Origin of the sequence: Collinsella sp. AF23-2 (assembly GCF_003459245.1) — a bacterium.
Classification (GTDB): domain Bacteria; phylum Actinomycetota; class Coriobacteriia; order Coriobacteriales; family Coriobacteriaceae; genus Collinsella.
In genome coordinates this window covers 298,390-325,028 of the sequence record NZ_QRVG01000001.1, presented here as the reverse complement: position 1 = coordinate 325,028, position 26,639 = coordinate 298,390, and the positions used below count along the sequence as shown (strand labels likewise).

Genomic DNA, 26,639 nt, shown 5'->3' with positions numbered 1-26,639 from the left:
TGCGCTTCGCGCTCGACTATTATTGCAAGGAACGCCACGCGATGCAAGCCCCAATTTTCAAGAATTTTGAAAAGAGTTTTTCGAGACCATTTCGAGCAATTCCCACCGGTTTCATAGGAGTAAACTTGCCCCACTGCAAATGCTCGAAAGGACAAGCATGAAAGAACTCTCCAACCGTACGGCAACGTTTACCGATTCGGTCATCCGCCGCATGACGCGCATCTCCAATAAGTATGGCGCCGTCAACCTGTCGCAGGGCTTCCCCGACTTCGATCCCCCGGCGCAGCTGCTCAACAGCCTGAGCGCCATCGCCAGCGACCCCAAGCCGCTCTATCACCAGTACTCCATCACCTGGGGCTCCCAGGCCATGCGTGAGGCGCTTGCCGCCAAGCAGGAGCACTTTATGGGCATGCCGATCAACCCCAACGAGAACATCGTGGTCACCTGCGGCTCCACCGAGGCCATGATGGCCGCCATGATGACGGTCACAAACCCCGGCGACAAGGTCGTCATCTTCTCGCCATTCTACGAGAACTACGGCGCCGACACGATCCTCTCGGGTGCCGAGCCCATCTACGTGCCGCTTAACCCACCTGCGTTCGACTTTGACCGCGAGACACTCGAGGCGGCCTTCCGCGACAACGATCCCAAGGCCATCGTCCTGTGCAACCCTTCCAACCCCTGCGGCAAGGTCTTTACGCGCGAGGAGCTCACCTTAATCGCCGACCTCTGCAAAAAGTACGACGCCTACTGCATTACCGACGAGGTATACGAGCACATCGTCTACGCGCCCCACGAGCACGTCTATATGGCCACGCTGCCCGGCATGTTCGATCGAACCATCAGCTGCAGTTCGCTGTCTAAGACGTACTCCATCACCGGCTGGCGTCTGGGCTACACCATCGCCCCGGCCCAGATCACCGAGCGCATTAAAAAGGTCCACGACTTCCTCACCGTGGGTGCTGCCGCTCCCCTGCAGGAAGCTGTCGTCACCGCCCTCAAATTCGACGACAGCTATTACCAGGAGGTCCTCGACCTCTACACCGCCAAGCGCGACCTATTCTGTCAGGGGCTCGATAGCATCGGTCTTGAGCACAACGTGCCGCAGGGCGCCTACTACGTGATGATGGATATCTCGGAGTTTGGCTATGACAGCGACCTCGACTTCTGCGAGGACCTGGCCTCCAAGGTGGGCGTGGGCGCTGTTCCCGGATCGAGCTTCTTCCGCGAGCCCGTCAACCATCTGATTCGTTTCCACTTTGCCAAGCGAGACGAGACGCTCAACGCTGCGCTTGAGAACCTCAAGTCGCTACGTGATAAAATCAACCCGCGCGGGTAAGGACGGTCAGTAACTAAAGGCACTAAAGAAACCTCGTGAACCCGTTGGGCCATGAGGTTTCTTTTTATAGCGACCTCATTTATTTTTTAGAGCGCTATACTTTAGTCACGGAGCAACTCGTCCAGAGAGGAATACTATGGCAGAGCAGCAGCTTATCGGAGCGCTCGAGGCCGGCGGCACCAAGATGGTCTGCGCCACGGGCTATGCAGACGGCACGGTCCTGGAACGCGAGCAGATTGCGACCACGACCCCGCAGGAGACCGTTGAGGCCGTCAACGCATGGTTTGCCGACAAGGACATCGCCGCGCTGGGCATCGGCGCCTTTGGCCCCACCGCAGTCAACCCTGCCTCGTCCCAATACGGCAAGATCCTGGAGACGCCCAAAACGGCATGGCGCTACTTTGACCTGCTGGGCACCATCCAAAACGAGCTCAATATTCCCTGCGGCTACGACACCGACGTCAACGTCGCCTGCCTGGGCGAGGTCACCTTTGGTTGCGCCCAGGGCCTCACTGACGTGGTGTATCTGACCATCGGTACCGGCGTGGGCGCCGGCGTGCTCTCGGGCGGTAAGCTCGTGCACGGCATGATGCATCCCGAGGCCGGCCACATCCTGGTCACGCGCGACCCGCGCGACACCATCGGCGAGCACAGCGGCTGCCCCTTCCACGACAACTGCCTCGAGGGCCTCATCGCCGGTCCCGGCGTCAAAAAGCGCTGGGGTGGCAAGAGCGCCGGAGAGATGGCCGATGACCCGGAGGCCATGGACCTGCTCGCCGGCTATCTGGCGCAGGCGCTCATGACCTACATCCTGTGCTACGCACCGCAAAAGATCGTCATCGGTGGCGGCGTGGCCGACCACACCCCCATCGTGCCGCTCGCGCGCAAGAAGTGCGCCGAGATGCTCAACGGCTACATCGTCACGCCCGAGATGGCCGACATTGATAGCTATATCGTCAACAACAGCCTCGAGGGCAAACAGGGCATTATGGGCTGCTTGGCCCTGGGCGCTCAGGCGCTTCAGTAGCAGACGCACCCACAGGGCGTGGCGCGCCCGGCAAATCCGACCTACGGAACGACGCCACCACGCCTCATATAAGCCCTCAAATAAAAAAGGCCGCCTAGGACCAAACAATACGTCCTAGGCGGCTTTTTTGGCGCGCATCAGCGGCCGTAAGAGATATCGGAGCACAACGCCCGTTGCCGCACCACAGCAGTCGATCATCACATCGGTGATCATGCCGGCGCGTCCCGGCACAAAGAGCTGAATCGTCTCGTCGATCGAGGGAATCAGCAGCAGGAACACCGCCGTGGGCAGCAGCACGTCAAAGGTGCGCCGGCCCTCAAAATCAAAGGCGTGCGTTGCCAAGATACCGAGCACCATATACTCGGTAAAATGCGCGCACTTGCGAACAACAAAGTTGGTCACCCATGCATATGGAAGTCCCACGCCGTGCAGGAAACCGCGGATAGCTTCCATGACTGTTAGGCTCAACGAGCCCGACCCCGAGCCGGGAACCAGCGAATTGCCCCAGATCAAGAGCGCCATCAGGCAGGTCGCGACCGCCCATTTTCGATTGATCTTAACCATGCAGAAGTTATGCCTCCGCGCGGAGCGGCGCGAAGCTGGCGGTACCGCCCTCGATAACGCTCAGATAGGCACGGCCCGTACGCTTGGCGGTAGAGGACTGCAGGCGCTCGATCTCTTCCTCGAGGATCTGATTGACGCGCTCGTGACGACGATTTTCCATAATGCCGGCGGCAATAGCCTCGGCTCGCTCGATGCTCTCACGCGAGATGCGGGCAGTATCCTCGGGGAACACAGCGCTGTGACGGCCAACATAGGCGGGGGCAGCAGGCTGAGGGGCAGTGACGGGAGCGGGGGCTGCAACAGGAGCAGGCTCGTCAATCTCATCCAGAATCGCGGTGGCGGCGGCCCACATGTCCTCGTGGCCTGAGTAATCGGCCATAGGGACATCAACCTCGAGCGAAGCGTCCGGAAGGTCGCCGGTGTCGATGCGATCTTGGGCATCAATCGATGCGGTGATGGCTGCAGGCTCATCGAGGTCATCGAGATCGATGTCCGCGACACCGGAGATGATAGGCATGCTGGCGAGGTTTGCGTTGTACGGCGCAGCCTCAGCCGCCTGCTGCTGGGCAGGAGCGCCCCAAAGCGAGCTTTCGGCGGCGCGGCGGGCGGCAACGGCCTCCTCGTCCGCGGTCATGGCTTCATCAACGTACGAATTATCGGCAGAAGCGTTCGCGTCCGCCGAGGTAGCGCTGTAGGCGTTATTGGCTGCCGCGTTGGCGACGAGTGCCACGAAAGCCGCCGTGCTGCCCGCAGGGGCGGCCTGGGAGCCAGACACGGCGCGTGCCGCGGCGGCGATGTCGTCGCGATTGAAGGAGCCGGACTGCCCGCCGTTGGTGAGCTCGTCGATGGCGACTTGATAGACGTCGCGCGAGTGTGCAGGGTCGCAGCTCACCGGCGAATCGTCGTCGAGCATACTGTCGATCATAGACCAAGCCTCGTCCTCGTCCATAGCATCTGCAGCTCGAGCGATGGTAGGGACACCATCATCGGCATGACGGCGCTGGAACGCACCAGTCAGGCCGGAAAGGAATGCCGAGGTAGACTGCTCCGACTGAGCCTGAGAAGCAGAAGTCGCAGCGTAAGGAGTCGCATCCTGCTGCTGAGCTGGAATCGAGGCGGTCTTGAACTCGCTTTGATGCTGATTGAGATTGGCGGCACCGCCCATGGCATCGGGCTGGAACAGACGCTCTTCACGCTGCGCACGATACTCGGAGATACCCAGCGAGGCGGCATAGATGCCCACGCCCGCCACCGCGCCCACGGCGAAGGGAACCGCACCCGCCACGACCGTCTCGTTCACCGACGAAAACGGCAGCGTCGCGGCATACATAACCACGGGAGCGGCAAGGCCGATCCCGCACGAAAGTCCGGCAAGGACTGCTCGTTGTGTTGCATCAGAAGAAGCCATGAGCTCTCCCCATCTTCCAGCACCCAAATCGCATCATTCAGTTGGCTGCGCGAGAGAAGATGAAGCGGGGCTATGCCCCAAAGCAACGGTATATGGTTCGTTTCATCTGCGTTTTCCGTCGCGAAGCTTTAAAGCTATTATGCGAAACCGCCCTGTCGATTGCAAGCGACGATGTCGGATTGAAACGGGAAACCTGCTGCTCGTCGGTCTTACGGTCAAAAATAAGCGCGGAGCGGCGCTATGGAAAAGGGCCGAGGCTCAAAGCCCCGACCCTTTATCGCATTGATGACTATCGCTGCGCGTGGATGACAACCTAGAACGTCTGCTCGTAGTCGCTGTGTTTTTTGGCCGAACGCACCAGGAACTCCTGGTTGGTGTTGGTGCCCTTAAGACCCTTGATAAACGATGCGGCCGCGCGCTCGGTGTTGTTCATGCCTGCAAGAATGCGACGCAGACCAAAGACAAACGGACGCATCTGCTCGTCGACCAACAGGTCCTCGTTACGCGTACCGGAGGCAACGGGGTCGATAGCCGGGAAGATGCGGCGGTCGGCCAGGTCGCGGTCGAGCTTAAGCTCCATGTTGCCGGTGCCCTTGAACTCCTCGAAAATGACCTCGTCCATCTTGGAACCGGTGTCGATGAGGGCAGAGGCCAGGATGGTGAGCGAGCCGCCGTTCTCGATATTGCGGGCTGCACCCAGGAAGCGCTTGGGCGGATACAGTGCCGCCGAATCGACGCCGCCCGAAAGGATGCGGCCCGAGGCAGGCGCCGCCAAGTTGTAGGCGCGGGCGAGGCGCGTGATGGAGTCGAGCACCACCACGACGTCGCCACCCAGCTCTACGATGCGCTTGGCGCGCTCGATGACGAGCTCTGCCACGCGGGTGTGGTTGTCGGCAGGCATATCGAAGGTCGACGCCACAACCTCACCCTTGATGGAACGCTGCATATCGGTGACCTCTTCGGGGCGCTCGTCGACGAGCAGGCAGATGAGGTGCACCTCGGGGTTGTTAATCGAGATAGACTGGCAGATCTTCTTGAGGATCGTGGTCTTGCCGGCCTTGGGCGGGGACACGATCAGGCCGCGCTGGCCCTTGCCGATCGGTGACACGATGTCGATGGCGCGACCGGTAATAGAGTCCTTGCCGTGCTCCATGCGCAGCGGCTCGTTGGGATAGACCGGGGTGAGGTCGCCGAACTTGGGACGGTTGCGAATCTGCTCGGGGTCCAGACCGTTGACGGTCGTGATTTTGGCGAGGCCGGCGCGCTTGTCGCCGCCGCGCGAAGGACGCAGCGAGCCCTCGATGACGTCGCCCGTGCGCAGGCGCGCGGAGCGGATGAGGTAGGCGGGCACGAAGGCGTCGTCGTTGGACTTCATGTAGCCATGGGCGTGGATGATGCCGGAGCTGTCCGGGCGAATCTGCAGAATGCCCTTGATGTCGCGGAAGCCCTCGGCCTTCGCAGCGGTGACGTAGATTTCCTCGACGAGCTCGGCCTTCTTCTTGCCGGTCGTCTCGATCTCGAACTCCTTGGCCTTCTCGCGAAGTTCGGCGACCTTCATGGCAGCGAGCTCCTCGCGCGAAAGCGTGGGCTCGGTGGGAGCGGCATTACGCTCCTTGTTGCGTTGCTTGCGATCGCGCTGGCGGTTGCGACGGTCGTTGTTGCGCTCGTCCTTGCGCTCGTTGCGCTCCTCGTTGCGCTTGTGCTGGCGACGGTTGGGGCGAGCGCCGTCTTCGCCCTCGGCGGGGGCGGCACCATCGGTTGCGGTGGTGTCAACATTGGCCGCAGCGGCGTCATTGGCCTCGGCGCCGGAATCGACCTGCGCTTCGACATCAGCATGCTGCTCGGCGGCCTTGGCCTTAACGGACTTCTTGCGACCGCGCTTGGGCTTCTCGGATGCAGGCTGTTCGACGTCCTGGGGCTCGACGGCATCAGTCGATGCATCGGCGGTCGTCTCGGCGGAATCCTCGGACGCACCCTTCTTGGCAGCCTTAGCCTTGGACGTGCGCTTAGCAGCAGTGCGACGGCTGCGACCGGGACGGACGTCGGCGGGCTCGGCATCGGCAGAAACGGCCTCGGAAGTCGTGGCATCCTGGACGGGTGCAACGGCAGCAGTTGAGGACTTGGCAGTCGCCGCAGCATCCCGAGCGGCAGCGGCTGCGGCTGCGGCCTTCTCGGCCTCGACAAAGGCCTTGGGCTTGCGACCGCGACGGTGCGGGCGCAAAGCCGGATCGACAACGGGAACTTCGCTGGCCTCGACAGGCGCAGCGGGCTCAACAGGCGATGTGCCCTCCCCTGCCGCGGAACGGACCGAAGCCTCAGTGGGCTCGGGGGTTACCTGTTCAGCAACCTGCTCGGCCTTAGCGGCCGTGCGACGGCGTGTGCGCGGTGCCGGCTTCTCGGTCGGCTGGTCGGCGGCAAGAACCTCGGTGGCGGCAGGGGTCTCGAGTACAGACGGAGCTGCAAGCTCGGTCAGAGCCGCGGCCTCGCGCTCGGCAGCACGACGGCGGGCGCGCACCACCTGAGCCTCGCTAATCTGCGCCAACGCACGTGCCTGCGCGACCTCATCGGAAATCGGCGCCGAGGAGTCAGCTGCAACGGTGAGCTTGGCGCGCGTCGTGCGCGTGGTACGGCGCTTTGGCTTGGTGACCTCCTCGCCGTCAGCGGCAGGCTTGGCCGTGCGGCGCATGCGCTTGGGCTTTGCCGGAGCAGCCTCCTCACCAGTTGCAGGCACGGCCTTCTCAGCCGCTACAGGCATAGGCGTCGAAGCAGCCTTAGGCGTCTCAGGAGCCGAGGCTTGCGCGGGCGCCGCGACCTGGTCCGACGCAACCGGTGCAGCGGGAGCGGCCTGCGTCGTCGTTATTTCGTTTTCTTGCTGTTGATCAGACACAGTGTTTGCTCAACTTTCTTTTCAAGCCCTGTGATCACATGCTCCCTGCATAAACCTTCAGGGCGGCTAAACAGTCTAGTTCCGTTCAAAACGACGGACATCATTGATCTGTATCGAGATGATTGCGTCAACTACGCTGCGTTAGTGTAACACAACCGCCGCCACCTGCAACTTAGTCATTGGGGACGTTCTTAAACGACTAGTCAAAAGGGACACTCTTTGTTTGCCACCCACAAATCTGACTGCCTCCGCCAAAACTATGGCGGTTTACTACGATGAATCGCTCAACCGCGACCACTCCGAAACCGGTTGAACTAAAACCGCAGGTAGATGCCTTGCACTTTTTTGCGAAAAGCCAGCGTAGTTGGAATTCCTCAATTCATCGTAGTAAACCGGCATAGTTTCGTATTTCTAGCAGCTCCAAATTCATCAATACGTCGGCGTTTGCGAAAAAAGCCCGACCTCCGTAGGAGATCGGGCTTATAGGGCTCAGTTAAACCAAACCTACACGGTCAAATGACCCGCAGATTACATCTGCTCGGGCGCGGAAACGCCAACGAGGGTAAGCACCAGGGCGAGCGTCACGCGGACAGCGTCACAAGCTGCCAGACGGGCGCGCGAAAGCTCGGGGTCGACGGGACGGCCCTCGCTCGGCAGAACCTGGCAGGCAGCGTAGAAGCTGTGGAAGTCGCCGGCGAGCTCCTCGGCAAAGTGGGTCAGACGGAACGGAGCGCGATCGCGAGCACAGCTGGCGATCAGGTCGGTGAGCTCGTTGAGCTTGCGCGAAAGGGCGAGCTCGGTCGGGTCGGTCAGCAGCGAGTAATCGACGTTCTCACCGATGGCCTTGGCGGCAACGGCCTTCATGCCCATCTCGTCGGCCTGCTCGGCGGTAACGTCGGCGGCACGGCGCAGGATGGAGCACACGCGGGCGTGAGCATACTGCACGTAATAGACCGGGTTGGAGTTGTCGCGCTTCTTAACGGCCTCGATGTCGAAGTCGACCATCTGGTTGGAGCTCTTGGAGATGAGCGTGTAGCGAGCGGCATCGGAGCCGACCTCGTCGACGAGCTCCTGCAGGGTCACCATGGTGCCCTTGCGCTTGGACATGCGGACGGGCTTGCCGTTACGCAGCAGGTTGACGAGCTGGCCCAGCAGAACCTCAAACTTGCCGGGGTAACCCAGAGCGTCGCAGACGCAGCGTACGCGCTCGATGTAACCGTGGTGGTCGGCGCCCCAGATGTCGATGACGTGATCGACGCGCTGGAACTTATCCCAGTGATAGGCGACGTCGGAGGCGAAGTAGGTGTACTCGCCGTCGGACTTGATCAGGACGCGGTCCTTGTCGTCGCCCAGATCGGTGGAGCGGAACCACAGGGCGCCGTCCTTGGTGTAGAGGTAGCCCATCTTGTCGAGCTTCTCAAAAGCGCGGTCGACGGCGGAGGTGCCGGCGGTCTCGCCCTCGGTGTCCTTCACATACAGCGAGCGCTCGGAGTACCAACGATCGAAGTCGCAGTTGACGGCGTGGCAGAGGTCGCGCATGTTATCGACCATCTTTACATAGCCGCGCTCGCGGAAGCTCTCCATGCGCTCCTGCGGATCGGCGTTGACCCACTTATCGCCGTCGGTGCGCCAGAACTCGGCGGCCTCGTCGATGATGTAGTCGCCGCCGTAGGAGTCCTTGCCCAGAGTCTCGGCAAAGTTGTCCTGATACGGATGGGTCTCGGGGTGCTCGTCGTTCTCGTCGGCAACAAAGGCGTCACGGTCGGTGATCAGCAGCTTGTGAGCCTCCTCGATATCAACGCCCTGCTTGGCGATGATGTCGGCAAGCTGCATATAGCGCGTGCTGATGGAGTTGCCGAAGGTGTTCATCTGAGAGCCGTGGTCGTTGATGTAGAACTCACGCTGGATGTCGTAACCGGCGTGGTCCATAACACGGCAGAGCGAGTCGCCCAGCGCGGCCCAGCGGCCGTGGCCGATGTGCATGGGGCCGACGGGGTTGGCGGAAACAAACTCGACCTGGGTCTTCAGGCCACCACCGACGTTGGACTTAGCGAAGTCCATGCCCTTCTCGCGAGCCTCGCCAAAGATGGCATTCTTGACGGCAACGGAGAGGTAGAAGTTGATGAAACCGGGGCCTGCGATTTCGACCTTCTCAATCGCGGGGTCCTCGGGCATATGGGCAACGATGGCCTCGGCGATCTTGCGCGGGGCGCAGTGAGCCAGCTTGGCGGACTTCAGGGCCATGGTGGAGGTCCACTCGCCATGAGAAGTGTCAGCCGGTCGCTCGATAGCGCAATCGTCAAGTTCAAATGCGGAAAGGTCGCCGGCCTCCTGGGCCGCAGCAAGCGCAGCGCGTACCAGCTCTTCAATCTTCTCGGGCATAGATCCTCCTTGTGTTAAAGCCCCCGAGCTCTTGGTCACTCGTAGGGCAAAAGCCAGAGTTTGTAGCACTCTATCACAAGCGAGGGACACTGTCGCAGGGTAAAGCCAATCGAAATTGCATATGCACAAAATTGACTACAGCTTGCATGGACTCACTCAAAGATGCCGGTCTGCCTGCAGATTATGCACGCGTTGAAAATGCATAAAGGTGTGAATGAGCTGTGTCTTTTATCGAATACTCTTACCTATCAGAGTTGTGTGCTTTTCCTGCATAAAGTGAGGATTTGCGCACGTCAGCGTGTTATTCTAGACATACGTAAATTCGTATAAGTTGGAGGTAGCATGTTCTCAATCGGTCAACACGTCATTCATCCGGGTCAGGGAGTCTGCACCGTCGTCGGTTTTAGGGACGACACGCCGCAGCCCATGCTGTTGCTCGAGGCCAAGCAGGGGCATGCGCAGACGATCCTTATGTACCCCGTGGCGCAGGCCGACCGTCTGCATGCCGCCATCTCTCAGCAAGATGCCGAGCATCTGCTGAGCCACTATGACGAGCTGGAGTGCGACACCTTTACCGAGCGCAACAGCTCGCTTGAAGAGACACACTTTAAGCAGCAGCTCAAGCTGGGCGCGCCCGAGACGGTCCGCGTGGCAAAGACCATGATGCACCGCATTCGCCAGGCCGAGGAAGCCGATAAAAAGCCCAGCTCTTACTATATGCGTGTACTCAAGGAAGCCAAGCGCCGCTCCATCGAGGAGTTCGCCGTGGCATTGGGCGTCACCGAGGAGGCCGCCGAAGCCCGCCTAGCCCAAGCCGCCCTCAACTAACCCATCCGCGCCAAAAACCACCACAAAGGGGACAGGCACCTTTGTGGTGGTTTTTTCGTTCTAGTCGTTCTAGTAGTATTCATTCTTATTGATACCCACGAGCACAAGGAGTCTCTTATGGCAGAGCCGCTTACCGCCGGAATCACCCGCGACCGCGCGTTCGAACTGCTCAACGAACACAACAAGGACCCGTTCCACATCACCCATGGCGAGACGGTCGAGGGCACTATGCGCTACTTTGCGCGCGAGTTCGACCCCGAGAACGAGGAGTTTTGGGGCATCGTCGGTCTGCTGCACGACCTGGATTGGGAGGAGCATGAGGACGACCCCATGAACCACACCATCTATGCTGCCGAGATTCTTGAGGGCGAAGGTGCGTCTCCCGAGCTCATTCGCGCCATCCAGACGCACACGTCGGACTTCAACACCTCGCTGCCCAAACCCGAGCTGCAGATGGAAAAGATCCTGTTTGCCTGCGATGAGCTCACCGGCCTGATCGGCGCTGCAGTCATCATGCGCCCGAGCAAGAGCGTTATGGACTTTACGACCAAGTCGCTCAAGAAGAAGTTCAAGGACAAGCGCTTTGCCGCCGGCTGCTCGCGCGACGTGATTTCGCAGGGCGCCGAGATGTTGGGCTGGGAGCTCCCCGAGCTCTTTGACCGCACCATCGCGGCCATGCAGTCCTTCGCCCCCGACCGCGATACCTTCCAGGCCTAACCGCCCACGCCACCTAAAACCGCCACAAAGGGGACAGGCACCTTTGTGGTGGTTTTTGTTTGCGCGGGCGTTAGGGGCGGACCTGGCCGGTGCCTCGGAGCTTGTATTTGTAGGTGGTGAGGGCCTCGGCGGCAAAGGGGCCACGGGCGTGGAGCTTTTGGGTCGAGATGCCGATCTCGGCGCCCAGGCCAAACTCGCCGCCGTCGGTAAAGCGCGTGCTGGCGTTGGCGTACACGGCCGAGGCATCGACCGCGTCCAGGAAGCGCTCGCAAGCATCCGTATCCTCGGCAACGATGGCCTCGGAGTGCATCGTGCCGTAGCGATTGATGTGTGCGATGGCCTCGTCCTCGTTTGCCACGACCTTCACGCTCATCTCGAGCGCCAGGTACTCGCGACCCCAGTCCTCCTCAGTCGCGGCGACGTAGTCATCGCCCTCCACAAAGCCGGCATCGGCGCACGCGGCACACGTGGCCTCGTCGCCGTGAATGAGCACGCCGTGGTCGTGCAGCACGGCAACGACCGCGGGCAAAAACACATTGGCCACAGCATGGTCGACCAGCAGCGACTCGGCGGCATTGCACACGCCTACACGCTGGGTCTTGGCATTAACGATAATATTGAGCGCTTTATCGAAGTCGGCGGATTCATGCACGTAGATGTGGCAGTTACCCGTGCCCGTCTCGATCACCGGAACGAGCGACTCGCGCACGCAGCGCTGGATCAGGCCCGCACCGCCACGCGGAATGAGCACATCGACGACGCCGCGGAGCTTCATGAGCTCGCCGGTGGCCTCGCGGTCGGTAGACTCGATCATCGACACGGCCTCGCGCGGGAAGCCCTTGGCCTCGAGCGCATCGGCCAGCAGCTCAGAAATCATGGCACACGAGTGATAGGCCAGCGAGCCGCCGCGCAGAATGCAGGCGTTGCCGGTGCGGATGCAGATGCCCGCGGCGTCGGCCGTCACGTTGGGGCGCGCCTCGTACACCATGGCGACCAGGCCCAACGGCACGCTCACGCGGGTGAGGTCCACGCCGCTTGCGAGCACGCGGTGGTCGAGCACGCGGCCGACAGGATCGGGCAGCTCGGCGAGCTTCTCCAGGCCGGCGGCCATACCCTCGACGCGCTCGGGCGTCAGCAGCAGACGGTCGAGGAGCCCCGCCGAGGTCCCCGCATCGCGCGCGGCGGACATATCGAGCTCGTTGGCGGCGACGATGGAGTCGACACCGTTGCGCAGTGCTGCGGCCATGGCGCGCACGGCCTCCTGGCGCTGCTCGTCGCTCGCCGTGGCAAGCGAGGCCGACGCTGCCTTAGCGGCAACGGCAAGATCGTGGACATACGTGGCCATATCGACCGACATGGGCGGCCCTTTCTCCTAGAAGTTTGCAACCATGGTAGCCGATTTGCGCATGGCCTCGCCCGCGGCGGTAGAATTGGTCAACCCGAAACACCGCAACGAACGGAAGACTCACATGGCCCTCATCACTTCGTACCACGTCCCCGGCCTGTATGTCGAGGACCACAGCATCGACGTCCCCCTCGACTGGCGCGGCCTGGAGCCGATGCTCCTGGCCGTCGGCAGCACCATGCGCCGCGGCGCTATACCGACACCCATCGCCGGCGCGCCCGAGAGCATCAAGCTCTTCTACCGTGTGGTTTGCGCACCCGACCGCATCAACGACGACCTGCCGCTCCTTCTCTTTTTGCAGGGTGGCCCCGGTGGCGAGAGCCCGCGTCCGCTGTCGCCCACAAGCGATGGCTGGATCGAAGAGGCCGTCAAGCATTTCCGCGTCGTGCTGCCCGACCAGCGCGGTACCGGGCGCAGCAGCTGTGTAGACGGGCGCACGATTGCCGCACTGGGCGAGCGCGCCGAGGCGGCAGGCTCCGATGCGGCCCGCTCGCAGGCGGACTTCCTCAAGCGTCACCTCGCCAGCTCCATCGTGCGCGATTTTGAGTACCTGCGCCTGGTGGGCTTTGGCGGCAAGCCCTGGGTCACACTCGGGCAGAGCTACGGCGGCTTTTTGACGTTGAGCTATCTGTCGCTCTTCCCCGAGGGCGTGGCGGCAAGCTTTACCTGCGGCGGCATTCCGCACGTGCCGGCGAGCGCCAGCGAGGTCTACGCGCACACCTTCCCGCGCATGGCCGCCAAGACGCAGCAGTATTACGACCGTTACCCCGCCGATGTCGAGCGCGTGGCAGCCCTGGCCGATGCGCTCGAGGCTCAGAAGCCCGTACTGCCCGACGGCTCGCCAATGACGGTCGAGCGCCTACAGCTCATGGGCAGCGACTTTGGCATGAAGCCGAGCTTTGAGCGCATGCATTGGATTATCGATCACGCGTTTGTTACAGGCGACGGTACGCTGAGCTGCGGCTCCTCGGTATCCGACAGCTTTTTGATGCGCGCCTTCGAGCGCACCAACACGCGCACGAATCCGCTGTACTGGACGCTGCAGGAGTTCATATACGCCGACGGTGACACTATGCCCATTGGCTGGGCCGCAGCTGAAGAGAAGGCACACCACGCCGAGTTCGACACCCTCGCGCGCCCGCTCATGTTTACCGGCGAGGCCATGTTCCCGTGGATGTTCGAGCAGATGCCCGAGCTCAAGCCCTTCAAGCCCGCCATGGACCTGCTGATGGAAGACACCAGCTGGGACAAGATCTATGACCCGCAGCGCCTGGCCTGCAACGAGGTGCCGCTCCAGGCCGCGGTGTACTTCGATGACATGTACGTCGATTCGAGTCTGCAGCTCGACACGCTCAGCCGCGTGGGCAACTCGCACGCCTGGGTAACCAACGAGTTCGAGCACGACGGCCTGCACGGCAGTGTGGTATTCAAGCACCTCTTCGACGAGTCCCTCAACCGCGGAGACCTGCGCCGAATCTTCTAGCAAAGGAGTGTCCCCACCTGCCGGCACAATAGAAACGTCCCCAAGTGCCGGAAAAGGAGAGGCAGCACTGCTGGCAAAACGAGCCGCAGCGCTGCCTCTCTTTATGCAAACACTATCAAGTTGTCCCTATGGATTGCGGGCTTCTCGGCTAGGTCTGCCAGTAGACGGTTGCCGGCAATCTGGTCCTGGCGGCGGCCGGCGGCAAGCTCCAGCACGTCCGAATCGGCCTCGGCGATACCGCGGGCGACAACCATGCCGCTCGGGTCGCACACGTCGAGCACATCGCCCTCGGCAAACTGGCCATCGACCTCGCGAATACCCACCGCGAGCAGCGACGATCCGCGGCTGACCAGCGCCTTCGCGGCGCCGTCATCGACCGTCACCGAGCCGTGTGCCTTGTCGCCCAGTGCAATCCACAACTTGCGCGGCGCAATGTCCAGGCGCTCCGCCGGCGGATCGAACAGCGTACCCACGCTCTCGCCGCGGGCCAGACGCACGAGCGCATCGGGCTCCTCGCCCGAGCAAATCACGCTTTGAATGCCCGCCGTCATGAGAATGCGGCTCGCGCGAATCTTGGTGATCATGCCGCCCGTACCCACCGATGTGGAAGAATCGCCCGCCGAGGCGATAATCTTGGCATCGATCTTATGCACGACCGGGATAAACTCGGCCGTCGGATCCTCATGCGGATTGGCGGTGTAGAGGCCATCGATGTCCGAGAGCGTCACGCACAGATCGGCAGAAACCAGGCAGCTCACAAGCGCCGCCAGCGTGTCGTTGTCGCCAAACTTGATCTCATCGACGGTGACGGTATCGTTCTCGTTGACGACCGGCACCACGCCGAGCTCCACCAGGCGAAGCAGGGCGTCGCGCGCGTGCAGGTAGGACGTGCGGCGCGCCGTGTCGTGACGCGTGAGCAGCACGAGCGAGGTGAGCAGGTCGCGCGCATGGAACTCCTCGTCGTAGGCCGACGAGATGATGCACTGACCGGCCGAGGCGCAGGCCTGCAGGCTCGGCAGGTCGCCGACCGGCTTACGGTCGAAGCCCAGCACGGGATAGCCGCAGGCAATGGCGCCCGAGCTCACCACGATCAGGCGCCAGCCAAGCTCGCGCAGCGCTGCGGCCTGGTCGGCAAGCCCGCCGATAAAGGCGCGGTTGACCTTGCCGTCGGCGCCCACCACCGTGGACGAACCGATCTTTACCACCATCGTTTTATAAGAAGTCGTCATACGTCAAACCAATCAACTGTTCAGCGAACGGCCGAGCCGGCGGCCAGGGAAGCGTGACTCGCCCCTACCGCCCAAGGAATTAGTGAGCCCAGGGAAAGGCAGAGGCCGCGGCCATGTTCTTACGCACGAGCTCGTCGCGCACCTGAGCCAGGCCCTGCTCCATACCCACCACATAGGTCTGCGGGTACAGGAAGCGCTTGAAAGCTGCGTCCAGATGGTCGAGCGCCCAAGCACAGCGCTCGCGCGCGTCCTGGATGCTCTCACGCGGAGCCACCGCACTGCCATCGCGCACGATCGGCACCAGCAGCTCGCGATACTCGAGTTCGGACACGTCGGTCACCAGGGCGGCATCGTTCACGGCCACAAGGGTATTGCCGCGCGCGGCGCCCTCCCCTGCCAGATGGTCCTCGTCATAAATCATGTCGCAGACCGGGCCGCCAAAGCCGTCGTAATAACGGCGCACGCGTTGCACACCCGGGATCGTGCGCTTGTATGGCTGCTCAGAGAGCTTGACCACCGGCGTCCATGGATCTGCCTCGCTCGCACGGCGGGCGGAAAGCTTGTACACGCCGCCCAGCGCCGGCTGGTCATAGCAGGTCGCGAGTTTGGTGCCCACGCCAAAGCTGTCGATGGGCGCGCCCTGGTCGAGCAGGGACTGAATCGTGTACTCATCCAAATCGTTAGAAACCGAGATCCCCACATAGGGCAGGCCCTCGGCATCAAAACGGCCGCGCACATACTTTGAGAGCTTGGCGAGGTCGCCGGAGTCGATGCGAATGGCCGACAGGCGCTCGCCCACCGCTTCCATCTCCTTGGCAACCGTAATGGCATGTTCACAGCCCTCGCGCACGTCATAGGTGTCGATGAGCAGCGTGCAGTTCTTGGGGCTCGACTTGGCAAAGGCGCGGAAGGCCTCGAGCTCGGAATCGAAGCTCATCACCCAGCTGTGCGCATGCGTGCCAAAGACGGGAATACCGTAGCGGCGGCCGGCGAGCACATTGGACGTAGAGGAGCAGCCGGCAACGTAGCTCGCGCGCGCGACGGCCAAGCCGCCATCGGGACCCTGAGCGCGGCGCAGGCCAAACTCGGCAACGGGACGGCCGTCCGCCGCCAGCACCACGCGCGCCGTCTTGGTGGCGACAAGCGTCTGGAACCCAACGATGTTGAGCAGCGCCGTCTCGAGCAGCTGGCACTCCAGCGCGGGGCCGGTGACGCGAACCATGGGCTCGCGCGGAAAGACGAGCTCGCCCTCGGGCACGGCGTCGATGTTTACATGCGCACGAAAATCGCGCAGGTAGTCGAGGAATCCAGGCTTGAACATCGCGCCGCCGGCCGGGGCCTGGAGCGAGGCGAGGTAGTCGATATCCTCGGGCGTAAAGCGCAGATTCTCGACAAGCTCGGGCAGCTCGGCGGTGCCGCACATGACGGCATACGCGCTGCCGAAGGGATGGTCGCGGTAAAACGCCGTAAAGCAACCCTGCTCATTGGCCTTGCCGCTCTCCCACAGGCCCTGGGCCATAGTGAGTTCGTACAGATCAGTGAGCATTGCAATGTCGGTGGGATGCGAGATGTCGGTCAAAGCCATGGGGCGACCTTTCGGATGCGTTGTGCAGAGGTTGAGGGTTGGCGAGGCGGGCGTGCGGGCATGGAGCCCAGCGCGAACAGGCTAAAGCAGGCCCATGCTGGTCAGGATCGTGTAGCCCATAAAGATGACAAACGCGATGAGGGCAAGGACAATGATGATTTTTTGAGCCGGCGCCATACCGGGGATCTCGTTCTCACCCGCAGGCTCCTTGGAGGTAACCATGCGCTGGGCAAAGCTCATCTCGTCACGGCTCGGCTTGGGATCGACGGACTTGGGACGAGCGGCCTTTTTAGGCTGAGGTTTGGGCGCGGCAGGTGCAGGCTTCGCAGCAGCGGGCTTGGGTGCGGGCGCGGGCTTGGGCTCGGATGCAACCTTCGCAGCGGCCTCCTCGGCCTTCTCGCGCTCGGCACGCAGGGCGGCCAACTCCTCACGCTCGCGGCGTGCCTCTTCCTGGGCCTCGCGACGAGCTTTCTCGGCGCGGAGCTCTTCCAACTCGGCGCGTTCCTCGGCAGACAGTGGTTGGGACTCAAGCTCGGCCATGGTACAGCCCTTTCTTTTAAAAAAAGCCGCCGACACAATGTCAGCGGCTTATCAAACCCAAGGGTGGAGACGAAGGGAGTCGAACCCTCGGCCTCTGCCATGCGACGGCAGCGCTCTCCCAACTGAGCTACGTCCCCAGGACAAGTCGATATTTTACCTACGGCTCGCCAACTGTCAACGCCCAATAATCAGTCTTTTTGGGGCGCGGCTATTTTGACAACTTTTCGAGCAGGCGATCCTCTCGATGATTTTTCTGGGACGGGGATTAAAAAAACATTGTGTACCGAATGATTTTATAATCCCCGTCCCAGAAAAATCATCGGCGAACGCGCTACTTTGCGCTGGTGAGGACGCCGGTGGTGTCGAACGCCGGGGTAAAGCTCTCGTCTACCGCGCCGCCTTCTTGCCAAAACATCGTCGTAAAGCCCAGGTCGTCGGCATGGTCGAGCACCTGCTCGTACTCCTCGCGCGTCACGGCGCGCGCCAGGTCGCCGCCTTGTTCGCGCATGAGGGCATTGGGCGTGTACTGGTTCATGACCGAGATCGGCACGTCGCCCACCGTCTGCCACACCAGGTCCAACACGCGGCACGAATCGTCCGCATGCCCCGGCAGCACCAGATGACGCACGATTATGCCGCGCCTCATGAGCCCGTCCTCGTCTACCAGCTCTCCCCCGCGGCGCTCAATCTCGCGCGCCATCTGGGCCAGACCCGACACGGCCACGCGCGGGTAGTCCTTAATATGAGAAAGCGACTGCGCAAGCCCGGCATCGGCATATTTAAAGTCCGTAAGCCACACGTCGACCAAATCGCCGAGCGCCGCCACGGCACTCGCACGCTCATAACCGCTCGTGTTGTAGACGATTGGAATGACCAGTCCGCGCTCCCGAGCTGCGGCAATCGCGGCCGGCAGCAGGTGAGCATAATGCGTCGCCGTCACCAGATTGATGTTATTGGCACCTTGGTCCTGCAGCTCCAGCATAATCTCGACCAGGCGCTCGGGCGAAATCTCAAGCCCAAAATTGCCCGTCGAGATCTCGTGGTTCTGGCAATAGATACATTTGAGCGAGCAGCCGCTAAAGAAGATCGTGCCCGAACCGGCCTCGCCCGAGATAGGCGGCTCCTCCCACATATGAAGCGCCGCGCGGGCCACCTTGAGCGTGTCATCGGCACCGCATACGCCGTGCGCACCCTCGTCGCGCACCGCACCGCAACGGCGCGGACACAAATGGCAGGCGGGCGAAAAAAGTTCGGTCAACGGCGTCGGCATAAAAACATGCTCCAAAACAACGATTCAGCAGCTCAAACGTAAAGGGACCAACCGCACAGACGGCTCGAGCCCAAGGCGCCGTAATCGTCCGACACGATTTTTGTAATGTCAAGACTGGAATCGATAAAGTGCCGCTTTATGATGTAGGTATTCCGCCCCCCGCGGAGCAACTGGGTGAACCGTCGCGTTTATTTAGGGAGCCCACACAGTCGTACCTAGTACAGGTATCCTTCGTTGTTAAGGACGCTGGAACAGTCGATGAGGGCACCCACCTGTTTTAGGTGGGTTCATTTTCGTAACGTGGGGGGTGGTTTTTATTTGCCGAAAACCACCATTACAGCCCATATGGATCCCCGCCGGTATCCCGACAATCCATCGACAACATCCCAATATCTGGTAAGCGCGTGATTATCGCTGCGTGCAATTCCATGCACCCCCCTTGGTCGAGTATCATGGTTCGGCTATGCCCTTTGCGCTTAGCAACCTTTGACCTTTTCCTTCGACGCTTGGCGGTTTTTAGATTCATGGCTTCATCCCCGAGCTACATACCGTACCTATGCGTGGCAGCGGCGGCCTTTATCACGACCTTCCTCATGGTGCCCCTGGTCAAGCGCTTGGCAATTAAGCTCGACGCCGTCGACTATCCTTCCAAGCGCCGCATCAACACCAAGCCCATCCCGCGTTTGGGCGGAACGGCGGTGTTTTTGGGCCTGGTCGTTGCCTGTATTGTGCAAATCCTAGGCACCTGGTACCTGGGTTGGCCGCCCGTTTTGGTGCCCCACCCCCGTCTGCACATCAGCTACCCCATACTTGCGCTTTCTTTTACCGTCATCTTTGCGACCGGCGCTATCGACGACGTCTTCCAGCTCAAGCCCAAGCAAAAGCTGGCCGGACAGGTCCTCGCTGCGCTCATCGCCTGCGTGGGTGGCCTGCGCATCGGCGTCATCGTCAACCCGTTTGCCCCCGGCGAAATCATGCTCGGATGGCTCGCCTACCCCATCACCGTGATCTATCTGGTGGCATTCACCAACATCATTAACCTCATCGACGGCCTCGACGGCTTAGCCACGGGCATCTGCGGCATCGCGTCGTTCACCATGTTTTCGATGGCCGTTCTCTCGGGCCGCATCGACGCCGCCGCGCTCTCCATTGCGCTCTTTGGCGCCTGTCTGGCCTTTTTGCGCTACAACTTCAACCCCGCAAGCATCTTCTTGGGCGACTCGGGGTCGCTGCTTCTGGGCTTTGCGCTGGGCTCCATCTCGCTACTCAACGTGAGCCGCACCGCCGCGCTCACCTCGCTTATCATCCCGCTCATCGTTGCCGGCGTGCCCATCATCGACACGTTTAGCGCCATCGTGCGCCGCAAGCGCGCCCACATTAGCATCGGGCAGGCCGACAAGGGCCACATCCACCACCGCCTGATCCAAGAGGGCTACAACCAAAAGCAGGCTGTGCTGCTCATCTATGCCTGGTGCATTATGCTTTCGGCCGGCGCCGCCGCGATCAACCAGGTCGAGGTGCCCATGCGCGTGCTCATCTTTACCGTGCTCGCCATTGGCTCGGCGGCCTTTGCCAAGCATCTACATCTGTTTGAGCCCGTGCTGCGCCACCATTACAACAAGCGCACGCACGAGGATGAGCTCGTCACCCCCGACGACCCCGCCTTTAAGCAGGAGGAGCAGGCAGCCGAGGAACGTAAGGAAGAGCGCCACCACAAGCTCTAGGGTAAGCTGCCGAGAATGTGTCAAGGCATCGCTGACCAAGTGCAACTACATCGCATCAATCGCGTAAGCCACCCCTTGCCAGCCCCTCGCCTACTTACGCCCCGCCCCTCCAATAAACGCGTTATCATCTTGACCCATGAACATACGTTAGGAGCAATCATGCCAAACGAGAACAGCTACGAAGTCGCGCTGCAAAAGAGCAACGCCATTCGCGAGGGCCTGGCCAAAACGCCCGAGAAGTTCACCATGCTCACCGGCGACCGCCCCACCGGCCGTCTGCACCTGGGTCACTACTTCGGCACCCTCAAGGGCCGTGTTGAGCTGCAGAACATGGGCGCCAAGACCAACGTGCTCATCGCCGACTACCAAGTCATCACTGACCGCGACACGACCGAGCACATCCAGGACAACGTGTACAACATGGTCATGGACTACCTTGCCTGCGGCATCGACCCCGACAAGACCATGATCTACGCGCACTCCGCCGTGCCCGCCGCCAACCAGCTCATGCTGCCGTTCCTGTCGCTGGTCTCAGAGGCCGAGCTGGCGCGCAACCCCACGGTAAAGGCCGAGATGGAGGCCTCGGGCCACGAGCTCACCGGCCTTCTGCTCACCTACCCGGTGCACCAGGCCTGCGACATCCTGTTCTGCAAGGGCAACGTGGTGCCCGTCGGTCGCGACCAGCTGCCGCACATCGAGCTCACCCGCACCATCGCCCGCCGCTTTAACAACCGCTACGGCAAGGTGTTCCCCGAGGTCGACGCACTGCTGTCCGAGACCCCGCTGCTGCCGGGCCTGGACGGTCGCAAGATGAGCAAGAGCTACGGTAACGCCATCAACATCTCGATGACCGCCGAGGAGACGGCCAAGCGCATCAAGAAGAGCCAGACCGACTCCGAGCGCATGATCACGTTCGATCCCGAGAACCGCCCCGGCGTGTCCGGCCTGCTTTCAACCGCCGCCATCTGCACCGGCCGTTCCGAGGTCGAAATTGCCGAGGAGATTGGCATGGGCGGCTCCGGCCAGCTCAAGAAGTACGTGACCGAGGCCGTCAACGAGTACTTCGCGCCGATCCGCGAGCGTCGTCAGCGCTATGAGAACGATCTGGACTATGTGAAGGACGTGCTGCACGAGGGCAACCGTCGCGCCAACGAGATTGCCGAGCAGACCCTGGCCGAGGTTCAGGACGCCATGGGCATGGTGTACTAGGCAAAGCGCCTTCGCACAACATAGACGGTGAGGCTGAATCCTCACCGAAACAGGAACAGGCCCGCTGGCAGATAGTTGCCAGCGGGCCTGTTCCCGAAGTACACCGTTGAATCGCACAGAGGGGAGGAATGCGAATCAAACTCAACAGGGCAGGCTTTTTCATCGCCTATTGCCTGCTCCGTTGCTGAAAACAATATAGTTCACCGTGGTTTACTTTGCTGCGACAAACCGCGCCGCCATACCTTCTCCATAAGTTAACCTCGGTAAACCTGCCAAAACCACCACAAAGGGGATAGGCACCTTTGTGGTGGTTTAAGCCACGGCAGAGCCGCTAGAGCCCTGCAGGCCAGCGACAGGCGGCCAAGTCGACGTGCATGTCGTCCTTAAACGCCACACCCTCCCCTAGCAAAAGCTCACGTTGAGCATCGGGACCGCCAAAAGCAAAACCATCGCATATGCGGCCATCGGCAAACACCACGCGGTGACAGGGACTCTCGCCGGGGCGCGGATTGCCATGCAGGGCATACCCCACGTACCGCGCACTTCGTGGACGTCCAGCAAGCAGCGCCACCTGACCATACGTGGCGACCATCCCCTCGGGAATCTGCTCGACCACCTCGTACACCCGCTCAAAAAAGCCCTCAGACGCCATTGCTCGCTCCCTTCCACCCGGAATAGCATAAACCACCACAAAGGTGCCTGTCCCCTTTGTGGTGGTTTTGGCAGGTGGGCTAGTTAACGGGCTGGAAGAAGGCCACGGCTACGGCGCCGGGGCCTACATGGGTGCCGATGGTGGCACCGATGGTGTGAACGGGCAGTTCGCCCTCGGTGTGGCCAGCCCACAGTGCCGCGCTGTCCTCGATATACTTCTTGAGCACCGCATCCGAAAGGCCCGTATAGCCGAGCGCCAGCGGCATGGAAAAGTCGATGCCGCCTGCCTTTTCGACCTTCTGGTTGAGCAGGTTACGTCCGTTCTTGGAACCGCGCGCCTTGCCCAGCTGCACGATCAGACCGTCCTCGGCAGCCACAACAGGCTTTACGTTGAGCAGCGTACCCACGGCACCGGCAGCAGCAGACAGGCGACCGCCGCGCACCAGGTACTCCAGCGTCTCGAGCAGACCAATAACCACCACGCGGTCACGGACGGCCTCGACAGCCGCCGCGATCTGGGCCGCGCCCTGGCCCTCGTCCACTAGGCGCAGGGCATACTCGACCAGCACGCGCTCACCCAGGGTAACGTTATTGCTATCAACCACATACACGTCGCCGCCCGGCGCCTCGGCAAGTGCGGTACGGGCGCTCTGATTGGTCCCCGAAAGTTTGGCACCCACGGTAATAATCACCGCCTCGTCGCCGGCCTCACGTGCTTCGGCAATCGCCTGCGAAAAGGCGTACGGGTTGACCTGACCGGTCTTGGGCAGCTCGTCGCGCTCCACGAGCATCTCGTAAAAGCGCTGGTGATCGATATCGACGCCATCCATATACACATCGGTGCCAAAGGTAACGGACAGCGGCAAGACGGACAGCGCCGGGTGCTCCGCCGGCGACATATCGCTGGCGGAATCGGTAATAATGCGGACGGACATAGCGAATCCTTTCTTGCGCAGGTCTCGCGCAGGGAATTTTGACAGCAATGTCCCGGCACGGCATACGCGCTCAAACGGGACGATGCAGTTTTTAATGGGAAGCAAATGCCTTGGCGGCCTTAGATCTCACGCAGGGTGTTGAGAATCGTACGCAGCGACGCATACATCTGCTCGCGCTGCTCCACACCCATAGCCTTACCGGTGGTGTCGAGCACCTCGCGAATGATGCGGTCCGCCTCGCTCATGCTCTCGCCGCCCAGAGCGGTCAGGCGCACCGGGGCACGATACTTAACGGCCGCATCACCCGAGTCGTCGACCTCGACGTAGCCGCCCTCCTCCAGATGCGCGAGCGTGCGCGAGACGGCGGCACGGGTCACGCCTGCCATGCGAGCCAGGTCAGCGCCAGTCAGGCCGTCCTTGCTGCGCTCAAGATAGTACAGGCACATAACGTCGGAGCCCTTGAGGCCCAGCCTTGCGCCCTCGGATGTCTTAATGCGCTGGATCTCCTTGTAGAGCCCGCTGATCAGTCCGACAAAGTCCTCAAAACGTGTCTCGTCGTTCTGCTGCATGGGAGACGACCGCCTTTCGCTTACATGATGCTAACGGGTAAACATCTTAGCCGCACGAGGCAACACCCATACCCAAATATCCCATTTGTTAACCCATCAACATAAAAACCACCACAAAGGGGACAGGCACCTTTGTAGTGGTTTTGACCGGCGAACATGATCCGCAGGCGTCGCTACAGTTCCACGCAGGGATTGTCGCGGGTCACAAGCGTCTTAACGACAACCGTCGCTCCCAGATAGCGCTCGAGCAACTCGGCGAGACGATCAACGGCAGCCTGGCAATCCCCCATCCGCTCGGGCTCCACGCACTCAATCGCCAGGAATGCATCGGCCGAATCGTCGGACAGCGCCGTGCGAACGCCATCGCGCCAGTTCCAGCAGCGGCATACGGCGCCCGCATCATCGATGTAGGCGAGCTCGCCGGGCAGCGTCGGGTCATCCGTTTCCTCGCCAAGTGGCAGGAACGCATCGCCGCCGTCAGTCACCTTCAAGCGAAGATCCCCCTCAATCGCATGCAGGTCCTCGCCGCCAACGGGCAGCGCGTAGGTCAGCGACACCGTGTTGTAGATGTCCACCGCGGGCGTAATGTGGCCCACCGGTTTGCCCTTGAGCACGCGCTTGAGCAGGCTCTCAATTGAGCAACGCGCGCCCTTTTTGGTCTTGAACAGCCGATAAGCCTCGCGCCATGCCTTGACCGGTGCGTTCTCGCTGATAGTATCGCTGGTCAGATGACGCTCCGCATCGATATTGGCGCGGTCGAGCAACGCCGCAATCGCGTCCACGTCCTCTTGAGGAATCTGAGCCGCGGGCTTCATGCCCTTTACGACCACAACACCGACAGCCGCCTGCGGAAACAGCTCCCAAAACGAATCCTCGGCAATAAAGCTCTTCATGTGCTCTCCCTTCATAGCATGCGCCCGAGCCCGGGTGCCTAAACAAAAAGCGCCCTTACGACGGCCACCTTCAAAGTCCTACGGTGCCGCCACAAGAGCGCTTACGCTGCCCCCATCCGGAGAAGGGAGCGATATGTCAGGCGTATTGTAACCCGAGTCATCCGCGCGAGTAAAACCACCACAAAGGTGCCTGTCCCCTTTATGGTGGTTTTGGGTCTGAGGCGACGCTAGTGGCGAAGTCCCAGCAGGCCGTGGCCGCGATGACGGGCGTCGGCGTGCACCTGAGCATGCGGACCGGCGGCCTTGACGGATTCGGGCAGGTGCGAGTACTTCTTCTCGAAGTTCTCCTCGAACATCACGGCCAAGTTGTGCGCGGCCTCGTCGTAGCGAGCGGTGCTCTGCCAATACTGGCGCGGCACCAGGATGCCGTCGGGTACGCCGTGGCACGTGGTGGGAATGTCGACGTTAAAGATGTCGTCGTGCACGAACTCGCTGTCCTCGATGGTACCGTCGAGGGCGCGGGCCACCAGGGCGCGCGTGTAGGCAAGCTCGATGCGATGACCCACGCCGTAGCCGCCGCCGATCCAGCCGGTGTTGACCAGGTACACACGCGTGCGGCCGTCGGCGATGCGCTCACCGAGCATCTTGGCATAGACCATGGGGTCGAGCGGCATAAACGGCTCGCCAAACAGCGAAGAGAACGTGGGCGTGGGCTCGGTGACGCCGACCTCGGTGCCGGGGATCTTGGCCGTAAAGCCCGTCACAAAGTGATACATGGCGGAGTCGGCCGTCAGGCGCGAGATGGGCGGCAGCACGCCAAAGGCATCGCAGGTCAGGAAGAGCACGACGCTTGGAGTGGTGCCCATGCCCTTGGTCCACGCGTTGGGAATGTGCTCCACAGGGTAGGCCACGCGCGTGTTGTGCGTGACCGAGACGTCATCGTAGTTGGGCTTGCGGCTCTCGTCGAGCACCACGTTTTCGCAGATCGCGCCAAAGCGGACGGCGTTGAAGATCTCAGGCTCGTGGAACGCGTCCAGGCCCTCGCATTTGGCGTAGCAGCCACCCTCGATGTTGAAGATGCCCATGTCGGACCAACCGTGCTCGTCGTCGCCGATCAGTAGGCGCGTGGGGTTGGCCGAAAGCGTGGTCTTGCCGGTGCCGGACAGGCCAAAGAACACGGCGGTCTCGTGCGTGACAGGATCCATGCTGGCCGAGCAGTGCATGGGCAGCACGTCGTCCTCGACGGGCAGCAGGTAATTCATGACGCTAAAGATCGACTTTTTAATCTCGCCGGAGTAGCCGGTGCCGGCGACCAGAATCACGCGTTCCTGGAAGTTGATGACCACGGCGGCGCTGGAGTTGAGGCCCTTGATGGCAGGGTCGCACTGGTAACCGGGCGCTGCGAGTACGCAGAAGTCGGGCTCGCCGGTGCGCGCGATTTCGCGGGCAAGCGGGCGGGCGAGCATCTGTTTAATGAAGAGTGCCTGGCTGGCGCGCTCGCAGGCGACGAGCAGTCGGCGCGTGTGGTTGCGGTCGGCGCCGGCCATGCCGCGGGTGACGAACACGTCGCGCTCGTTGAGGTAGTCGACGATGCCGGCCTTGATGGTCTCGTAGCTCTCGATCGAAAGCGGTCGGTTGACGGCGCCCCAGGCGATCTTGTCGTGCACGTCGGGCGTGTCAACGATAAAGCGGTCATTGGGGGAACGGCCAGTGCGCTCCCCCGTCTCGATCACCAGCGCGCCGTTGGATGCCATGTGGCCTTCTTCGCGGCGGATAGCGTGCTCGACGAGCTCCGCGGCGGGTAGATCGACCAGCAGACGGGGCTGATTCTCGGCGGGATCTTCGACCAGCGTAATGCCAAAGTTGGACAGAACTTCTGCAGGGGTAACACCTGGCATGGGGCCTCCTTTAAAAGCGCGACACGTGGACGAGGCGCGCACTTTACTCACGTAAAGCCCGTTGTACCCGATATGCAAAAACGTTTTTGCGGCAAG

Annotated in this window: 21 protein-coding genes and 1 tRNA gene; 7 read left to right on the top strand and 15 right to left on the bottom strand. The window is 61.7% G+C overall.

Annotated features, from left to right (window positions below; genetic code table 11):
• Positions 1 to 157: 157 nt before the first annotated feature.
• Both DWY03_RS01415 and DWY03_RS01410 read left to right on the top strand, forming a co-directional pair.
• A complete protein-coding gene (locus tag DWY03_RS01415; RefSeq protein ID WP_055252293.1) occupies positions 158 to 1,339 on the top strand; it encodes a pyridoxal phosphate-dependent aminotransferase in 1,182 nt (393 codons plus the stop codon).
• A gap of 136 nt (positions 1,340 to 1,475) precedes the next feature.
• Positions 1,476 to 2,366 (top strand): ROK family protein, encoded by an 891-nt coding sequence (locus DWY03_RS01410; RefSeq protein WP_055252294.1) that lies wholly within the window; start codon positions 1,476 to 1,478, stop codon positions 2,364 to 2,366.
• A gap of 114 nt (positions 2,367 to 2,480) precedes the next feature.
• On the opposite strand, the gene DWY03_RS01405 is transcribed toward DWY03_RS01410, so the two are convergent.
• The 4 genes from DWY03_RS01405 to argS form a co-directional block, all read right to left on the bottom strand.
• Positions 2,481 to 2,930, bottom strand: coding sequence for a VanZ family protein (locus DWY03_RS01405; RefSeq protein ID WP_117839750.1), 450 nt, complete (start codon positions 2,928 to 2,930; stop codon positions 2,481 to 2,483).
• A gap of 7 nt (positions 2,931 to 2,937) precedes the next feature.
• Positions 2,938 to 4,338: a hypothetical protein gene (locus DWY03_RS01400; protein WP_117839749.1), complete on the bottom strand. Its 1,401-nt coding sequence runs from the start codon at positions 4,336 to 4,338 to the stop codon at positions 2,938 to 2,940.
• Between the two features lie 313 nt (positions 4,339 to 4,651).
• Positions 4,652 to 7,225, bottom strand: coding sequence for a transcription termination factor Rho (rho, locus tag DWY03_RS01395; RefSeq protein WP_370446033.1), 2,574 nt, complete (start codon positions 7,223 to 7,225; stop codon positions 4,652 to 4,654).
• Positions 7,226 to 7,753: 528 nt separating this feature from the next.
• The gene (argS, locus tag DWY03_RS01390) at positions 7,754 to 9,607 is read right to left on the bottom strand and encodes an arginine--tRNA ligase (RefSeq protein ID WP_117839747.1); all 1,854 of its coding nucleotides are present in this window, start codon (positions 9,605 to 9,607) and stop codon (positions 7,754 to 7,756) included.
• A 342-nt stretch (positions 9,608 to 9,949) separates the two neighbouring features.
• Here argS and DWY03_RS01385 point away from each other — a divergent pair, with 342 nt between their 5' ends.
• Both DWY03_RS01385 and DWY03_RS01380 read left to right on the top strand, forming a co-directional pair.
• On the top strand, positions 9,950 to 10,435 hold the full coding sequence (locus DWY03_RS01385) for a CarD family transcriptional regulator (RefSeq protein WP_089572030.1): 486 nt from the start codon (positions 9,950 to 9,952) through the stop codon (positions 10,433 to 10,435).
• A 117-nt stretch (positions 10,436 to 10,552) separates the two neighbouring features.
• Positions 10,553 to 11,152: an HD domain-containing protein gene (locus DWY03_RS01380; protein ID WP_089572031.1), complete on the top strand. Its 600-nt coding sequence runs from the start codon at positions 10,553 to 10,555 to the stop codon at positions 11,150 to 11,152.
• Between the two features lie 70 nt (positions 11,153 to 11,222).
• On the opposite strand, the gene DWY03_RS01375 is transcribed toward DWY03_RS01380, so the two are convergent.
• Positions 11,223 to 12,509 (bottom strand): glutamate-5-semialdehyde dehydrogenase, encoded by a 1,287-nt coding sequence (locus DWY03_RS01375; protein ID WP_117583748.1) that lies wholly within the window; start codon positions 12,507 to 12,509, stop codon positions 11,223 to 11,225.
• Between the two features lie 112 nt (positions 12,510 to 12,621).
• Here DWY03_RS01375 and DWY03_RS01370 point away from each other — a divergent pair, with 112 nt between their 5' ends.
• On the top strand, positions 12,622 to 14,040 hold the full coding sequence (locus tag DWY03_RS01370; protein WP_117583749.1) for an alpha/beta fold hydrolase: 1,419 nt from the start codon (positions 12,622 to 12,624) through the stop codon (positions 14,038 to 14,040).
• A gap of 101 nt (positions 14,041 to 14,141) precedes the next feature.
• Here DWY03_RS01370 and proB read toward each other — a convergent pair whose 3' ends face one another.
• The 5 genes from proB to DWY03_RS01345 form a co-directional block, all read right to left on the bottom strand.
• Complete coding sequence (proB, locus tag DWY03_RS01365; RefSeq protein ID WP_117583750.1) at positions 14,142 to 15,269, bottom strand: glutamate 5-kinase; 1,128 nt, start codon at positions 15,267 to 15,269, stop codon at positions 14,142 to 14,144.
• Between the two features lie 79 nt (positions 15,270 to 15,348).
• A complete protein-coding gene (locus DWY03_RS01360) occupies positions 15,349 to 16,854 on the bottom strand; it encodes a nicotinate phosphoribosyltransferase (protein ID WP_117583751.1) in 1,506 nt (501 codons plus the stop codon).
• Positions 16,855 to 16,935: 81 nt separating this feature from the next.
• On the bottom strand, positions 16,936 to 17,394 hold the full coding sequence (locus DWY03_RS01355) for a hypothetical protein (RefSeq protein WP_055252324.1): 459 nt from the start codon (positions 17,392 to 17,394) through the stop codon (positions 16,936 to 16,938).
• Between the two features lie 64 nt (positions 17,395 to 17,458).
• A tRNA-Ala gene (locus tag DWY03_RS01350) sits at positions 17,459 to 17,531 on the bottom strand.
• 194 nt (positions 17,532 to 17,725) lie between these two features.
• On the bottom strand, positions 17,726 to 18,664 hold the full coding sequence (locus DWY03_RS01345) for a radical SAM protein (RefSeq protein WP_117583752.1): 939 nt from the start codon (positions 18,662 to 18,664) through the stop codon (positions 17,726 to 17,728).
• 524 nt (positions 18,665 to 19,188) lie between these two features.
• Between DWY03_RS01345 and DWY03_RS01340 the strand changes: the two genes are divergently transcribed.
• Together DWY03_RS01340 and trpS are read left to right on the top strand one after the other, a co-directional pair.
• A complete protein-coding gene (locus DWY03_RS01340; protein WP_117583753.1) occupies positions 19,189 to 20,388 on the top strand; it encodes an MraY family glycosyltransferase in 1,200 nt (399 codons plus the stop codon).
• Between the two features lie 159 nt (positions 20,389 to 20,547).
• Positions 20,548 to 21,597 (top strand): tryptophan--tRNA ligase, encoded by a 1,050-nt coding sequence (gene trpS, locus DWY03_RS01335; protein ID WP_089572045.1) that lies wholly within the window; start codon positions 20,548 to 20,550, stop codon positions 21,595 to 21,597.
• 331 nt (positions 21,598 to 21,928) lie between these two features.
• Here trpS and DWY03_RS01330 read toward each other — a convergent pair whose 3' ends face one another.
• The 5 genes from DWY03_RS01330 to pckA form a co-directional block, all read right to left on the bottom strand.
• Positions 21,929 to 22,249 carry an MGMT family protein gene (locus DWY03_RS01330; protein ID WP_117583754.1) on the bottom strand — a complete coding sequence of 107 codons (321 nt, stop codon included), beginning with the start codon at positions 22,247 to 22,249 and terminating at the stop codon, positions 21,929 to 21,931.
• Between the two features lie 79 nt (positions 22,250 to 22,328).
• Positions 22,329 to 23,183 carry a DegV family protein gene (locus DWY03_RS01325; RefSeq protein ID WP_117583755.1) on the bottom strand — a complete coding sequence of 285 codons (855 nt, stop codon included), beginning with the start codon at positions 23,181 to 23,183 and terminating at the stop codon, positions 22,329 to 22,331.
• A gap of 119 nt (positions 23,184 to 23,302) precedes the next feature.
• Positions 23,303 to 23,752 carry a MarR family winged helix-turn-helix transcriptional regulator gene (locus tag DWY03_RS01320; protein ID WP_022093866.1) on the bottom strand — a complete coding sequence of 150 codons (450 nt, stop codon included), beginning with the start codon at positions 23,750 to 23,752 and terminating at the stop codon, positions 23,303 to 23,305.
• A 173-nt stretch (positions 23,753 to 23,925) separates the two neighbouring features.
• On the bottom strand, positions 23,926 to 24,645 hold the full coding sequence (locus DWY03_RS01315) for a B3/4 domain-containing protein (protein ID WP_117583756.1): 720 nt from the start codon (positions 24,643 to 24,645) through the stop codon (positions 23,926 to 23,928).
• 227 nt (positions 24,646 to 24,872) lie between these two features.
• Positions 24,873 to 26,543, bottom strand: coding sequence for a phosphoenolpyruvate carboxykinase (ATP) (pckA, locus tag DWY03_RS01310; RefSeq protein ID WP_192934527.1), 1,671 nt, complete (start codon positions 26,541 to 26,543; stop codon positions 24,873 to 24,875).
• Between the last annotated feature and the right edge of the window lie 96 nt (positions 26,544 to 26,639).